Origin of the sequence: Pedobacter sp. MR2016-24, assembly GCF_026239655.1 — a bacterium.
In the GTDB taxonomy this organism is placed as follows: domain Bacteria; phylum Bacteroidota; class Bacteroidia; order Sphingobacteriales; family Sphingobacteriaceae; genus Pedobacter.
This window is the reverse complement of sequence record NZ_JAPIVO010000003.1, coordinates 595,222-609,165: the sequence shown is the minus strand read 5'-3', so window position 1 is coordinate 609,165 and position 13,944 is coordinate 595,222. Positions and strand designations below refer to the sequence as shown.

At 41.1% G+C, this 13,944-nt stretch carries 15 protein-coding genes; 10 read left to right on the top strand and 5 right to left on the bottom strand.

Annotated elements, in window-relative coordinates; genetic code table 11:
* The first annotated feature begins 43 nt into the window (after window positions 1-43).
* The 7 genes from OQX62_RS10415 (at window position 44) to OQX62_RS10385 (ending at window position 5,992) form a co-directional block, all read left to right on the top strand.
* Entirely contained in the window at window positions 44-1,045 is a 1,002-nt protein-coding gene (locus OQX62_RS10415; RefSeq protein WP_265831440.1) for a beta-ketoacyl-ACP synthase III, read from the top strand.
* 1 nt (window position 1,046) lies between these two features.
* Window positions 1,047-1,418 carry a hypothetical protein gene (locus OQX62_RS10410; protein ID WP_265831438.1) on the top strand — a complete coding sequence of 124 codons (372 nt, stop codon included), beginning with the start codon at window positions 1,047-1,049 and terminating at the stop codon, window positions 1,416-1,418.
* A 108-nt stretch (window positions 1,419-1,526) separates the two neighbouring features.
* Window positions 1,527-1,961: a hypothetical protein gene (locus OQX62_RS10405; protein ID WP_265831437.1), complete on the top strand. Its 435-nt coding sequence runs from the start codon at window positions 1,527-1,529 to the stop codon at window positions 1,959-1,961.
* Window positions 1,961-2,584 (top strand): SCO family protein, encoded by a 624-nt coding sequence (locus OQX62_RS10400; protein ID WP_265831436.1) that lies wholly within the window; start codon window positions 1,961-1,963, stop codon window positions 2,582-2,584. The genes OQX62_RS10405 and OQX62_RS10400 overlap by 1 nt, the downstream gene beginning before the upstream one ends.
* 1 nt (window position 2,585) lies before the next feature.
* Complete coding sequence (locus tag OQX62_RS10395; protein WP_265831435.1) at window positions 2,586-4,187, top strand: PepSY domain-containing protein; 1,602 nt, start codon at window positions 2,586-2,588, stop codon at window positions 4,185-4,187.
* A gap of 106 nt (window positions 4,188-4,293) precedes the next feature.
* On the top strand, window positions 4,294-4,911 hold the full coding sequence (locus tag OQX62_RS10390) for a superoxide dismutase (protein WP_265831620.1): 618 nt from the start codon (window positions 4,294-4,296) through the stop codon (window positions 4,909-4,911).
* A 103-nt stretch (window positions 4,912-5,014) separates the two neighbouring features.
* Complete coding sequence (locus OQX62_RS10385; protein WP_322973731.1) at window positions 5,015-5,992, top strand: D-glycerate dehydrogenase; 978 nt, start codon at window positions 5,015-5,017, stop codon at window positions 5,990-5,992.
* A 19-nt stretch (window positions 5,993-6,011) separates the two neighbouring features.
* Here OQX62_RS10385 and OQX62_RS10380 read toward each other — a convergent pair whose 3' ends face one another.
* Entirely contained in the window at window positions 6,012-6,311 is a 300-nt protein-coding gene (locus tag OQX62_RS10380; RefSeq protein WP_265831434.1) for a chaperone modulator CbpM, read from the bottom strand.
* 19 nt (window positions 6,312-6,330) lie between these two features.
* Window positions 6,331-7,245 carry a J domain-containing protein gene (locus tag OQX62_RS10375; RefSeq protein WP_265831433.1) on the bottom strand — a complete coding sequence of 305 codons (915 nt, stop codon included), beginning with the start codon at window positions 7,243-7,245 and terminating at the stop codon, window positions 6,331-6,333.
* 420 nt (window positions 7,246-7,665) lie between these two features.
* Here OQX62_RS10375 and OQX62_RS10370 point away from each other — a divergent pair, with 420 nt between their 5' ends.
* Window positions 7,666-8,682 (top strand): LacI family DNA-binding transcriptional regulator, encoded by a 1,017-nt coding sequence (locus tag OQX62_RS10370; protein ID WP_265831432.1) that lies wholly within the window; start codon window positions 7,666-7,668, stop codon window positions 8,680-8,682.
* A gap of 69 nt (window positions 8,683-8,751) precedes the next feature.
* Here the strand turns inward: OQX62_RS10370 and OQX62_RS10365 are convergent, their stop codons facing one another.
* Window positions 8,752-10,485, bottom strand: coding sequence for a phospho-sugar mutase (locus tag OQX62_RS10365; protein WP_265831431.1), 1,734 nt, complete (start codon window positions 10,483-10,485; stop codon window positions 8,752-8,754).
* Window positions 10,486-10,751: 266 nt separating this feature from the next.
* Here OQX62_RS10365 and OQX62_RS10360 point away from each other — a divergent pair, with 266 nt between their 5' ends.
* A complete protein-coding gene (locus OQX62_RS10360) occupies window positions 10,752-12,065 on the top strand; it encodes an aspartate kinase (protein WP_265831429.1) in 1,314 nt (437 codons plus the stop codon).
* An 11-nt stretch (window positions 12,066-12,076) separates the two neighbouring features.
* On the opposite strand, the gene OQX62_RS10355 is transcribed toward OQX62_RS10360, so the two are convergent.
* Window positions 12,077-12,217 (bottom strand): hypothetical protein, encoded by a 141-nt coding sequence (locus OQX62_RS10355; RefSeq protein ID WP_265831428.1) that lies wholly within the window; start codon window positions 12,215-12,217, stop codon window positions 12,077-12,079.
* A gap of 37 nt (window positions 12,218-12,254) precedes the next feature.
* Between OQX62_RS10355 and lysA the strand changes: the two genes are divergently transcribed.
* On the top strand, window positions 12,255-13,409 hold the full coding sequence (lysA, locus tag OQX62_RS10350; RefSeq protein WP_265831427.1) for a diaminopimelate decarboxylase: 1,155 nt from the start codon (window positions 12,255-12,257) through the stop codon (window positions 13,407-13,409).
* Between the two features lie 313 nt (window positions 13,410-13,722).
* Here the strand turns inward: lysA and OQX62_RS10345 are convergent, their stop codons facing one another.
* Window positions 13,723-13,935: a hypothetical protein gene (locus OQX62_RS10345; protein WP_265831426.1), complete on the bottom strand. Its 213-nt coding sequence runs from the start codon at window positions 13,933-13,935 to the stop codon at window positions 13,723-13,725.
* Window positions 13,936-13,944 lie beyond the last annotated feature (9 nt).

Below are 13,944 nucleotides of genomic sequence, written 5' to 3'. Positions count from 1 at the left end.
TGTAAATATTTCTTAGTTTTGCGGCCAAGATTTTTAATACTTAATGAGAAAAAGATATAATGCTGCCATCACAGCTTTAGGCGGGTACGTTCCAGATACGGTTTTATCTAACCACGATCTGGAAAAAATGGTGGATACCAACAATGAATGGATTATTTCCAGAACGGGAATTGAGGAGAGAAGGATATTAAATGATGACTCACTCGCGACTTCCGATTTGGCCACTATGGCTGTAAAAAGACTTCTTGAAGACAGTAATATTGATCCTGATGAAATTGAATGTGTAATCGTAGCCACTGCAACACCGGATTACATCATGGTTTCAACAGCAAGTATAGTATGTGAAAAAGCCGGACTGAAAAACGCATGGGGAGTAGACAGTAATGCTGCCTGCAGTGGTTTTCTTTATGCTTTAACACTTGGTGCAAGTTTAATTGAAAGCAACAGGTATAAAAATGTAATTGTTATCGGGGCTGATGCAAACAGCTCTATCGTTAATTATACAGACAGAAATACCTGCATACTCTTTGGTGATGGCGCAGGTGCAGTATTACTGGAGCAAACCGAGGCCGAAGTTGGTGTAGTAGATAATATCTTCAGAACTGATGGTGCAGGTAAAGAGCACCTGATCGTAACGGCTGGTGGTTCACTAAACCCATCTTCAGCGGATACGCTGGATAAAAAGCTGAACTATATCTCTCAGAACGGCAGAATTGTATTCAAAGCAGCAATTGAGGGCATGACCCAGAGTTGTACGGAAGTGATGGAGCGTAATGAACTGTCGACTAAAGACATTAACTGGTTAATTCCGCATCAGGCAAACCTGAGGATTATTCACTCGGTAGGCGAAAAACTAGGACTTACGATGGACCAGGTTAAAGTAAACATCCAGCGCTACGGTAATACAACAGCTGCAACAATTCCATTGTGCATGTGGGAATTCAAAAACGACTTTAAAGAAAATGATAATCTGTTGTTAACAGCCTTTGGTGCAGGATTTTCCTGGGGTGCCACCTATTTAAAGTGGGGTAAACTAAGAAGTTAACATGTTTGGACGCTTAATAGCCATATTGCTTTTAGTCAGTTCAGTTTCCATGAACTTGTCGCCACTTTTTGTGATGGCAGGATTTGAGCTGAACCAGAACTATATTGCGGCAGAATTATGCGTCAATAAAGATAAACCGCAGCTGCACTGTAACGGCAAGTGCTACCTGATGAAGAAACTGAAGCAGGCAGAAGAAAAAGAGCAGAAACAAGAGCGTCAGCTGCAAAAAATACAATTACAGGAGCCTGTGTATTACACTCCTTTACTGTTTCAGCAATACAATTTCACAGAGATACGATTGCATATACCGGTTTCAACGGGAATGCCTCTGTCAATAGTGAACAGCATTTTCCATCCTCCGCGATTCTGCTAACCTGTATTTGCCGCTGCTGTGATCTACGGCAGCAGCTATTTCCTTATTAATTTTTATTGTTATCACCACATAAAGGCTGTTTGTGCTTTTATGTCTGTCCGCATTTATATGAAATATTTAGTAGTCGCCCTCCTGTGTGCCGGCCTAAGCAGTTCCTGCACGCAACACGCAAATTATAAAACCGAAAGAGAAGAAGTAATGAAATTCCATGATATCCTCATGGAAGATAACAGCATACTCGTGAATAACGGTATGAAGATCGATTCATTGATGAAAAACCTGCCCGCTTTAAAGACCACCTTTAAAGAACTGGATACTGCTAAAGAAAAAGAGGTGATGCGGAGCATGGCAGGAAGGCTGAATAAAGCCGAAGAGCTGATGAACGACTGGATGCATGCTTTTGAACCTGATATTACGGGCAAATCCAATGAGCAGGCTGTAGAATACTTTAAAGCAGAACGGATCAAGATAGGTAAGATTGACAGCCTGTATAAACAGGAAATAAAATCGTCTACCGGTTACCTTTTAAAATTCAAGAGATAATGCGCAAGATTATCATTTATTCCCTGCTGCTCCTCGCCGGAGCAACAGGGTGGACAGCCTGTACAAATCAGGCTAAACGTCTCCCGTATTTACAGCAGGAAATTACCGGTACAGATACCACTTACCGGACAATTCCCGCATTTCGTTTTCTAAACCAGGACAGTTTGCCGGTAACGGAAAAGGATTTTAATGGTAAAATCTATGTGGCTGATTTTTTCTTTACATCCTGTCCAACCATCTGCCCGACTATGCACAGGAACCTGCTCAAGGTTTATAGTAAGTACCTGAATAACCCGGAAGTGAAATTTGCTTCGCATACGATTGATATGAAATACGATACGCCTTCGAGAATGAAAGCCTATGCCACTAAACTTGGGATCAAAGGAACGCAATGGGAATTCCTATGGGGAACAAGGGATGCTGTTTATGCCATTGCAGAGCGGAACTACCTGGTGTCTGTAGGGGAAGACGGCAAAGCTGCCGGAGGTTTTGTTCATCAGGGTTACTTAGTTCTGGTTGATAAAGATAAACGTATCAGAGGAGCTTATGATGGCACAGAAGATGAGCAGGTGCAACAGCTGATGAATGATATGGATGTTTTACTTGCCGAATACAGGAAATAACATGGAGGAGAAAACAAAGAGCGTAAGTCAGAAAAAAGGCATTACGCAAATCGTGAAGCGCAATATGTATAAATGGCACCGGATACTGGGAATCTTAACAGTGATTCCTGTGATCTTGTGGACCTGCTCCGGATTAAGTCACCCTATCATTGCGCATTGGTTTAAACTGACTATTGCGCATGAATACAGCAAGCCGGCTCCTCTAAAAGTAGAAGAGATTAAACTGTCATTGAACGAGGTACTCAGCAAAAACGGTATTTATTCACTGAAAAACTTCAGGCTGATCAGTTTTAATGGCAAAACGTATTATCAGGTCAAAAACCGTAAAAATGAATTGACTTACTTTTCTGCCACTGATGGTAAGGTACTGCCGGATGGTGAACGTTTGTATGCAGTCTGGCTGGCGCGTTATTTTCTGGGCGACAGTACCTCGAAGGTGACTTCAGTAGCTCAAATTTCTTCTTTTACGGATGAATACAAATATGTAAACCGTTACCTGCCGGTATGGAAGGTAAGTTTAGACAGGAAAGATGGGATGGATATGTATGTGGAGACCGGACATAGCCGACTGGCAAATTATAATGATACGAGCAGAAAAGTTTTTCTCTGGGTTTTCAGTAATTTACATAGTTATGAATTCCTGGCAAAAATCACGAATAACACCTTTAGATATATCGTTATCCTGATCTTTTCTTCAATCGTTATCTTTTCCACACTGAGCGGAATAGTGATTTATGGCTTTTTATGGAAAAAATTCAAAAAACCTGTGGCGGGCCAGCGACTCAGCTTTTTGCGCAGAAATCACAGGAGTATTGGTATCGCTACTGCATTGGTTACTTTCACATTTATGGGGTCTGGTGCTTATCACGCAACACGGAAGTTCAAACCAGATGACAGGATTAACTATATTTTTGAACCTGAGATCAAGGTAAAAGATTTACGCATAGCACCCCATCTGCTTCCGCTAAATTGGGCAGAGGTGAGTAACTTTTCTCTAACGCGTTTTAATGATCATACTTATTACCAGGTTTATATGCTCAAAAAGGAGAATGATAGCTGGAAGAAGCAGCAGGTAGCTCAGGCGGAAACGATGTTCAAAGGAAAAGATAAACAGCTGAAGCCGGAGCTGGACTATTATGATGCAGCAACCGGCAAACTGCTGCAGGATGGTGCAATGGAACATAGTTACAGTCTGGTGAAACATTTCGTAGCGCAAAGTGCCGCGGATGGTGATGCAGCGTGTTGTGAGATGATGGCCAATGCGCAGGCGGATCAGTCAGCACCGCTTATCGTTTCCTCTTCAGCATATCTGAGCAAATTTGATACAGAATACGGCTTCATTAATAAAAGGCTGCCGGTCATCAAAATTGCACTTAGTACGCCGGAACACCTTACTTATTATCTGGAACCGGCAACGGGTATGATGGCGGCTAAAATACAGGATGGAGACAGGAGGGAAGGGCTAAGCTTTGCCGTATTCCACAAATTTCTGCTGGTAGATTTTGCCGGTAAAAACTTCCGTGACTTTTTTACGGCAATGGCAGCTTTCGGTGTGCTGGTGGTTAGCCTGACGGGATTAGTGCTGTTTATACGGATGAAATAAAACAAATATTGTTTACAATCGTTTTAAATACACAACACAATAAGTAATGACTATGAAACTATTTAAAAGTATATTACCCGTAATACTCTTGTTGACAGGTACACAAATGGTTAACGCCCAGTTTAAACTTGCTCCCTTACCTTATGCATATAATGCACTTGAGCCGGCTATAGATAAAGAAACGATGGAAATTCATTATACCAAACATCATCAGGCCTATGTGACCAATCTCAATGCTGCTGTAAAAGGCAATGCTGCTGAAGGTAAAACACTGGCAGAGTTGCTTACTGGTGTTTCTGCATATCCGGCGGTAATTCGCAACAATGCGGGCGGACATTTTAATCATAGCCTGTTCTGGCAACTGATGGCACCGAAACCAAAACCGGCATCTGCGGCTTTTCTGAAGGAAATCACAGCTACTTTCGGTTCTATGGAAAAGTTTAAAACTACCTTCGCAGACAGTGCAGCCAAACGTTTTGGTTCGGGCTGGGCATGGCTGATCGTACAGAACGGTAAACTTAAAATAACCACTACAGCAAATCAGGATAATCCTTTAATGGATGTTGTTGCTCAGAAAGGTGCACCTATTTTGGCACTGGATGTATGGGAACATGCGTATTATCTGAAATATCAGAACAAACGTCCTGATTATATTACTGCATGGTGGACGGTAGTGAACTGGCCTGAAGTGGAAAGAAGATACAACGAAGCAGTAAAAAAATAATAGCTATCATATCAAAAACATAAATTGATATAATGCTATAAAGAGGCTGTCCATACGGGCAGCTTTTTTAGTTTTGTACGAGGTTAAACTGATAAGAACACACATGATGAAAGTATTTGTAACCAGGGTCCTTCCCGAAGCCGGTTTAAAACTGCTTCAGGCAGCAGGACTGGAAGTTAAACAATGGGAAGAGAAAAGGAAGCTGACACAGGAAGAACTGATTGAAAATTGCCGTGATGCAGATGCTTTATTATCTGCTGGTCAGCAGTTGAATGCTGAATTTTTAACAGCCAGCAAACACCTTAAAGTAATTGCATTACACTCTGTCGGTTATGATAACGTAGATATAGAAACTGCAACAAGTCTCCATATTCCTATTGGCAATACGCCGGGCGTCTTGAGTGAGGCAACCGCGGATACCGCCTTTTTATTGATGCTGGCTACTTCACGCAACGCATTTTATATGCACCAGCAGATCCTAAATGGTGAATGGGGATTTTTTGAGCCTACAGCTAATTTAGGCCGGGAACTGAGAGGATGTACTCTGGGCATCTTCGGCCTGGGTAAAATTGGTATAGAGATGGCCAAACGCAGTGCTGCGGCTTATGATATGAAAATCATCTATCATAACAGGAGTAGAAATGAGCAGGCGGAAAAGGAACTGAATGCTACTTATGTCTCCTTCGAAGAGCTGTTAAAACAGAGCGATGTGATCAGTGTGCACACTGCATTGACGCCGGAAACAGAAGGTAAATTCAATATGGCGGCATTCAAGCAGATGAAGCCGGGTGCAATTTTTGTCAATACAGCCAGGGGATCAATCCATAATGAAACAGACCTTACTAAGGCGCTGCAGGAGAAGATGATCTGGGGAGCCGGACTGGATGTGACTCATCCGGAACCGATGTCACCCGCGAACCCATTGCTTAAAATGCCTAACGTAAGCGTGCTTCCCCATATAGGATCTGCTACTGAAGGTACAAGAAATGCGATGGCCTGTCTTGCCGCGGAGAATATCATTGCCGCTTTAAAGGGTGAAAAATTACCTCACATCGTCAATCCTGAAATCTATAACAATTAAATCACCAGGCAGCAGCATATTAATCGTGGGGTGGTTTGTGCAGGTGGACCTGATTGCGCAGTTCAAGGATTTCCTGCTGCATGGACCTTACTTTTTGTAGCAGATGCATAATCGCATCAATTCCTTCCACATTAATATCCATATCATAATGGAAATGGATATAACGTTCCATTTCCATTAATTGTTCCTCGTGGATGAACTTGTCGTTGCCAATGACGGTCAGTGCAATGAGTCCGGATTCCTCCAGCCGACCTATAAAAGAAGGATCAATTGCACAGCTGTTACAATATTCGGTTATAGTGATTAATTCTGTTTTCATGGATGATGAAATTAGATTATTACCCCGCCATTTCTCTCAATTCAGTAAATAACTTAGTCTCTTGTTCAGTTAAGCTGGTAGGTATTTTTATGGTATAAGTCACAAAAAGGTTTCCCGCTTCTCCCTCTTTTTTGTATACAGGGAATCCTTTGCTTTTCAAACGTATCCTGGTGCCGTTTTGTGTTCCTGCCGGTACTTTTAATTTTACTTTTCCATCCAGCGTATCTACGGTAACTTCCCCGCCCAGAATGGCCGTGTACAAGTCAATCTCCTTATTGAGGTACAGGTCGTCATTCAACCTTTTAAAAATCGGATCTTCCAGCACAGTAATAGTAATCAGCAGGTCGCCCGCAGGTCCGCCATTGGTACCCGCACCACCTTGTCCCTTCAGTTTGATCACCTGTCCGTTAGCAATGCCGCCAGGGATAGATATTCTCAGGCTCTTACCATTAACGGTAACCGTAGGTTTATGTGTTTGCGCTGCTTCCCTTAAAGATATTTTCAGTTCTGCCTGCAGATCCTGACCTTTGAACCGGGCATTATTCCGGGAACGACTTCCGCCACCGCCGCCGAACATCGATTCAAAGAAATCAGAGAAGTCGCCCCCTCCAAAACCACCGCCAAAACCTTCAGAACCACCGCCACCATAACTGCTACGGCCGCCACCAAAAGGGTTTCTCGATTGGCCCGACTGCTGAAACTGGTCTGCATGTTTCCAGTTTTCTCCATATTCATCGTATTTCTTGCGCTTATCCGGATCACTTAATGCTTCATTCGCTTCATTAATCTGCTGGAATTGTTTATTCGCTTCTTTATCATCAGGATTAAGATCAGGATGATATTTACGTGCAAGCTTTCTATATGCTTTTTTAATATCATCCTGCGATGCGCTTTTATCTACGCCCAGAACTTTATAGTAATCAATGTATGCCATATTCAGATTTGATGATAGTGCGAATTTACGGTTTATTATGGTTAGAAACCAGTAGAAACAGCTGTGTTAATATAATTTTGAGGTAATTTATTCAATAAAACAGGAACGCTAAGTTTAAGCCTGATGCTGTTCTGTTAGAATTCTTTTATGTAATTCGCTCTTTTCACACAATAAATAAGTAATTTTATCATTATACTTAAACTATGGAATAGTCCCCATTCCATACCATACGCAGATGTGAAAAAAAAATTGATCATCAGACAGTGCAGACTGTTTTATTATTAATTTTTATTTCTCTAGCTTGGCAGCGTATAATAACCAAATAAATAATTGAGCCGATGTAATTGAGTGTTTTTCAATAGAATAAACACGATTCATTAGCCTCTTTTGAACAACAATAGGCATTAAAAAAATAAACAGATGAAACCGCTTTCCATAAAGGACATTGCCAAAAAGGCTAATGTATCTATCACCACTGTATCTTTTATATTGAATGGCAAAGCCGAAAAAATGCGGATCAGCCAGGATATGATCACTAAAGTTCAGACTATCATCAAGGATCTGGGATTCAGACCTAACCAGGTAGCGCGGAGTTTACGAACAGGAAACTCTAAAACTATCGGTTTGATTGTTGAAGATATCTCCAACCCCTTTTTTGCGTCAATAGCCCGCCTGATTGAAGATAAGGCCTATAAACATGGATATAAGATCATCTATTCCAGTACAGAAAATGATATAGATAAAGCTAAGGGACTTTTTCGCATGTTTAAATCGAGACAGGTTGATGGTTATATCATTGCACCTATGCTGGGGATGGAAGAGGACATAAAAGAGCTGATCAGCGATAATATCCCTGTAGTCTTGTTTGACCGTAACCTTCCGGATCTTGATGTCAATTGTGTACTGGTAGATAATAAAGGAGGCACATTTGCCGCCACCGAATTCCTCATCAATAAAGGCAAGAAAAAAATTGCTTTTGTAACTGTGGATATTGAAGTGCAGCAAATCAAAGACCGTCAGCGCGGATATGAAGACGCATTAAAACTGCATAAGCTAAAGCCGATTAAAAAATTGTGCATTCAGATTCCATTTACCAATTCGGCCGCGGAAACTACTACAGAACTGATTCGGTTTTTTACAGATAATCCGGATATCGAGGCCGTATTGTTCTCCACGAATTACCTGGCCGTAAGAGGATTATTCTGTTTCAGGGATATGGATAAAAAGATTGATGAGAATTTCCAGGTAGTTGCTTACGATGATCATGATATATTTGAACTGCACTGTCCACCAATCAGCGTTGTTGATCAACCTATCGAACGAATTGCAGACAATGTGATTGACTTGATTCTCAAAGAGATGGTTAAGGTAAACACCTTTGGCGAGAAAGAAGAAAAGAGTAATGTGATCCTAGATGCAAGTTTCATAGAGCGTTAAGCTGATTTTACCTCATAAAAAAGGAGCTGTCCGGAATGGGCAGCTCCTTTTTACGTTAATGGGGATAACCTATGCCTGCAGATCTTCCATTAATGATTTTATTTTATTTCCTAAAGCGAGGTCAGCTTCCTTGAATGCGGCTTTGTCAGCCAGAGGAGCATTTACACTGCAATAGAACTTGATTTTAGGCTCTGTACCCGATGGTCTTGCAGAGATAATACTTCCATCTTCAGTAATGAACTGCAGTACGTCAGATTTAGGGAAGTCCAGTTGTGTTTTCTCTTTGGAAAGCAGATCTGTTTCTACCCCCAATTCATAATCTTTCAACGTTTTTACTTTAGAGCCGCCCAGTGTCAAAGGAGGATTACTTCTGAATTTCTCCATCATGGCCTTGATTTCTTCAGCACCTGTTTTTCCCTTTTTAGTCAGGGAAACCAGTTCTTCTTTATATAAACCGTACTCTACATACATGTCCAGTAAGGCCTCATATAAACTCGTGCCTTTATCTTTGTAGAAAGCCGTCATTTCAGCGATAAATGCACATGAAATAATTGCATCTTTATCCCTCACCAGTTCACCGATCAGGTAACCATAACTTTCCTCACCACCACCAATAAATGTTTTCTTGCCTTGCAGGCTGGTAATCAATTGTCCGATGAATTTGAAACCTGTTAAGGTATTGTAGTATTTTACTTTTTTCTTGTCAGCAATAGCTTCGATCAGGTTAGAAGTTACAATTGTTTTCACAATGTACTGGTCGCCGTCCAGTTTACCTTTTTCTTCCCATGCAGTAAGCAGGTAATTGATCAGTAAACTTCCTGTCTGATTACCATTCAGCAATACAAATTCACCATCTGTATTTTTAACCGCAATACCCACCCTGTCAGCATCCGGATCCGTCGCCATTACCAGGTCGGCATCAATTTCTTTTGCCTTAGCCAGTGCCAGTGTCAGCGCTTCTTTTTCCTCAGGATTAGGATAGACTACCGTCGGGAAGTTGCCATCTGGTGTACTCTGCTCTTCAACCAGCGTCAGGTTCTCAAAACCAAACTGCGCTAATGCCTGTGGCACTAATGTAATTCCTGTTCCGTGGATAGGAGAGTAAACGATTTTTAAATCTTTCTGCCTTTTGATCGCTTCAGGAGAAACAGAGAGCTCAGTGATCTTATCTAAATATAACTGGTCGATTTCTTCACCGATAATTTCAACATTACTATCTATGCGGTCAAACTTAACCTCGTCAATGCTTTTTATTTTAGCCACTTCATCCATCACCATCTGATCATCCGGAGCAGTAAACTGCCCGCCATCCGCACCATAAGCTTTATAGCCGTTGTATTCTTTCGGGTTATGAGAAGCAGTCAGCATCACTCCGCTACGGCAGCCTAAATGTCTTACCGCAAAAGAAAGTTCCGGTGTAGGGCGCAATGCTTTAAAGAAGTAAACATGAATGCCGTTAGCCGAAAATACGTCAGCAGTAATTTTAGAAAACACGTCAGAGTTATTTCTGCTGTCGTGCGCAATGGCTACCTTGATCTTTTCTCCCGGATACTTATTCAGCAGATAATTACTTAAACCCTGGGTAGCCGTACCAATTGTATATTTATTGATCCTGTTGGATCCTGCACCCATAATCCCGCGCAATCCGCCCGTACCGAATTCCAGGCTCCTGTAAAAAGAGTCAGTCAGCTCAGTAAAAGCTTCTTTATCTAATAGTTGCTGAATTTCCTGTTTGGTTTGCTCATCGTAATTGCCGTTAAGCCACTCGTTAATGGTGTTTAGTGTAGATGCTTCTAATTGCATGTTTTCTATATAAGTATTTGATATTTTCTAATTGATAAACAAAATATGAAGGGTCATGTTTGGCCTATTAAAATAAATAAGCGGAGATTCCCGAATTTTATTTTGCTGATATCGTAATTATTAGGACTGTTTTATTTAATTTCACGCCCCAATACAATTATATACCAAATAAATTGAATTAAAAATACCTGTTAATAATTAATTGTTACCTGACAGGGAAACACGTATAGCGCGTAAACAAGAACAACTAAAACCAATAAAGAAAAATGAAGATATTAAAGTTTGGCGGAACTTCTGTCGGAAGCCCTGAGCGGATGACCAAATTGCTGGATATCATTAATCCAGCAGAAGCACAAATTGTAGTTTTATCAGCCGTGTCTGGTACAACAAATAGTTTAGTAGAAATTTCGGGCAAACTTTTAAAGGAAGATAAACAGGGGGCGTTAACTTTGATTAACGCCCTGAACCAAAAATATAATGATTTTGTTGCTGAGCTTTTACCTGCAGCGGAATTCCGTGAGCAGGGACAGGAGGTGGTGGATTACCATTTCGGGTTTTTAGCTTCACTGGCGAATGATATTTTTACGCTGATAGAGGAGAAAGTAGTACTTGCGCAGGGCGAATTGTTGTCGACTACCTTGTACCATATCTATCTGAAATCTATTGGTGTGCCTTCGGTATTGCTGCCAGCACTTGACTTCATGAAGACAGATGAAGACAATGAGCCTGATATTCCATATTCTACAGCACATCTGCAGCCTTTACTGGATCAGCACCCGGATAATAAACTGTTTATAACGCAGGGATTTATCTGCCGAAACAGCTTTGGTGAAGTAGATAACCTGAGACGCGGAGGAAGTGATTATACCGCTTCCCTGATCGGTGCTGCTATTCTTGCAGAAGAAGTGCAGATCTGGACGGATATTGACGGCATGCATAATAATGACCCGAGAATCGTAAAAAACACGAAACCAATTTCTCACTTATCTTTTGACGAAGCGGCAGAGCTTGCTTATTTCGGGGCTAAAATCCTGCATCCGCAATCGGTATTCCCTGCACAGAAGTATAAGATTCCCGTAAGGTTATTGAACACCATGGAGCCTGCTGCAATGGGTACCTTAATCTCAAGCGAAAGCGAAAAGGGCAAGATTAAATCCATCGCTGCCAAAGATGGCATCACAGCAATCAAGATACAGTCGAGCAGAATGTTACTGGCCTACGGTTTCTTAAGGAGGATCTTCGAAATCTTTGAGCGCTATAAAACGCCGATTGATATGATCACCACTTCTGAAGTTGCGGTATCCTTAACGATTGATTTCACTGATAACCTGGACCAGATTGTAGAAGAGCTGCATGCTTTCGGTTCTGTAGAACTGGACAAGGATATGTCGATCATCTGTGTGGTGGGTGATTTTGGTGCAGAGAAACATGGTTTTGCTGCACGTGTGCTGGATGCCATGAAACATATTCCCATCCGTATGATTTCTTACGGTGGCAGTAACTATAATATCTCTTTATTAGTACATAAAGAGGATAAAACGGAAAGTCTGAAAAGTTTACACAACCGAATTTTTGAATAAATATAAGGTGCTTATCTTTTTTTAAGATAGGTGAGGATAGCTATAATGATAAATAAGAGTACGATGAAGAACCTGATTCTTCTTTCGTATTCTTTTCTGCTGATTTTCTGACGCTGGAGATCAAAGTAGTTACCCATGTAAATGAGGACCATTCCAACTAAACAAAATACAATAAGATATTTAAACATTATGTTTTCTAACAAAGATATAGCGCAATTTGCAAATTTAGAAACACCTTTCTATTATTATGACCTCAGTTTATTACAGGATACCCTGGGTGCCTGTGCAAGCGCAGCTAAAGCGTATGGTTTTCATGTGCATTATGCAATGAAAGCGAATTTTAATGAGGTGCTGTTACAAAAGATTAAGGAAACTGGTTTTGGGGCCGACTGTGTAAGTGGGAACGAAGTGAAAAAAGCAGTGGAAGTAGGTTTTTCTAATGCGCAGATCGTATTCGCTGGTGTGGGGAAGTCAGACAGGGAGATTAATGAATCGCTGGATCAGGATATCTTCTGTTTCAATGTGGAATCTATTCAGGAGCTGGAAGTAATCAATGAGCTCGCAGCAAAAAAGAATAAAACAGCAAAAGTAGCGATCCGCATCAATCCAAATGTGGATGCACATACGCATCATAATATCACAACTGGTCTGGATGAGAATAAGTTCGGGATCAACTCCTGGGACCTGCCTGCTTGTGCGGATATGTTGAAACAATGTCCACAGTTGGAATTCGTTGGGATACATTTCCATATCGGCTCTCAAATTACAAATCTGGATGTGTACAAAAACCTTTGTGTGCGTGTAAATGAATTTGCACAATGGTTTGAAGAACGCGGATTCATCGTAAGGATCTTAAATGTTGGTGGTGGATTGGGAATCAATTACCATCAGCCTGAAGCACAGATTCCTGACTTCGAGGCTTATTTTAAGATTTTTAATGATTTTCTTGAGGTAAGGTCTAATCAGGAAGTACATTTTGAACTGGGCAGAGCATTGGTAGGACAGTCTTCATCGCTGATCAGTAAAGTGCTTTATGTAAAAAATGGCAAGAAGAAAAATTTTATTATCCTTGATGCGGGTATGACGGAACTGATGCGTCCTGCATTATATCAGGCGTATCACCAGATAGAGAATCTGAGTAAAAGGGAAAAAGGGATTGCAGCTAAGTATGATGTGGTAGGACCTATATGTGAGAGTACGGATTGTTTTGGGAAAGAAGTGGAGATGCAGGAGACAAGCAGGGGGGACCTCATTGGGATACGGAGCACCGGGGCTTATGGAGAGGTTATGGCCTCGCATTATAACCTCAGAGAAAATGTGCGTGTTGCTTATAGTGAGTTGTAAGAGATCTATCAATAAAAAGCGGACAGCTCATTTCTGACTCAACATTTTACTGAAGGGTAAAATCTTGCAGGCCAGAAATGAGCTGTCCGCTTTTTATACTTATCCATCTCCTGTATGGGAGATAAGCAATATGCAGGATTTTTACTGAGGCAGGTTGCGTATACATCACCAAGGGGGAGATTGGGATATAATTTAGAGAATTTAGTATAATATAACCTGGATAGATAGTAAAAAGCAAACAGCTCATTTCTACCCGGAATGAGCTGTTTGCTTTTTTAAGTGTTTTAAAGGATAAGCCGATTAGCTTTATATTCTAGTTATTTTTTTTTGAAGTAACAAGGATAATAATTCCTGCGAGCAGTACAATGCCGCCTGCATAAGGTGACCAGTTTACACTTTTCTCGCGGTCGGCGGAGATTTCTATTGGACCGGCATCAATTATTTTTTCTTTCTTAGTATAAGTAAAGCCTGTCCATATTAATAGAACGGCACCAATAACGATAAGCAATAGTCCGATGTTTTTCATAGATTTTGA

Coding starts and splice junctions, on each gene's coding strand:
- OQX62_RS10415 (WP_265831440.1), top strand. CDS start 44: ATGAGAAAAAGATATAATGCTGCCATCACAGCTTTAGGCGGGTACGTT.
- OQX62_RS10410 (WP_265831438.1), top strand. CDS start 1,047: ATGTTTGGACGCTTAATAGCCATATTGCTTTTAGTCAGTTCAGTTTCC.
- OQX62_RS10405 (WP_265831437.1), top strand. CDS start 1,527: ATGAAATATTTAGTAGTCGCCCTCCTGTGTGCCGGCCTAAGCAGTTCC.
- OQX62_RS10400 (WP_265831436.1), top strand. CDS start 1,961: ATGCGCAAGATTATCATTTATTCCCTGCTGCTCCTCGCCGGAGCAACA.
- OQX62_RS10395 (WP_265831435.1), top strand. CDS start 2,586: ATGGAGGAGAAAACAAAGAGCGTAAGTCAGAAAAAAGGCATTACGCAA.
- OQX62_RS10390 (WP_265831620.1), top strand. CDS start 4,294: ATGGTTAACGCCCAGTTTAAACTTGCTCCCTTACCTTATGCATATAAT.
- OQX62_RS10385 (WP_322973731.1), top strand. CDS start 5,015: ATGATGAAAGTATTTGTAACCAGGGTCCTTCCCGAAGCCGGTTTAAAA.
- OQX62_RS10380 (WP_265831434.1), bottom strand. CDS start 6,311: ATGAAAACAGAATTAATCACTATAACCGAATATTGTAACAGCTGTGCA.
- OQX62_RS10375 (WP_265831433.1), bottom strand. CDS start 7,245: ATGGCATACATTGATTACTATAAAGTTCTGGGCGTAGATAAAAGCGCA.
- OQX62_RS10370 (WP_265831432.1), top strand. CDS start 7,666: ATGAAACCGCTTTCCATAAAGGACATTGCCAAAAAGGCTAATGTATCT.
- OQX62_RS10365 (WP_265831431.1), bottom strand. CDS start 10,485: ATGCAATTAGAAGCATCTACACTAAACACCATTAACGAGTGGCTTAAC.
- OQX62_RS10360 (WP_265831429.1), top strand. CDS start 10,752: ATGAAGATATTAAAGTTTGGCGGAACTTCTGTCGGAAGCCCTGAGCGG.
- OQX62_RS10355 (WP_265831428.1), bottom strand. CDS start 12,217: ATGGTCCTCATTTACATGGGTAACTACTTTGATCTCCAGCGTCAGAAA.
- lysA (WP_265831427.1), top strand. CDS start 12,255: ATGTTTTCTAACAAAGATATAGCGCAATTTGCAAATTTAGAAACACCT.
- OQX62_RS10345 (WP_265831426.1), bottom strand. CDS start 13,935: ATGAAAAACATCGGACTATTGCTTATCGTTATTGGTGCCGTTCTATTA.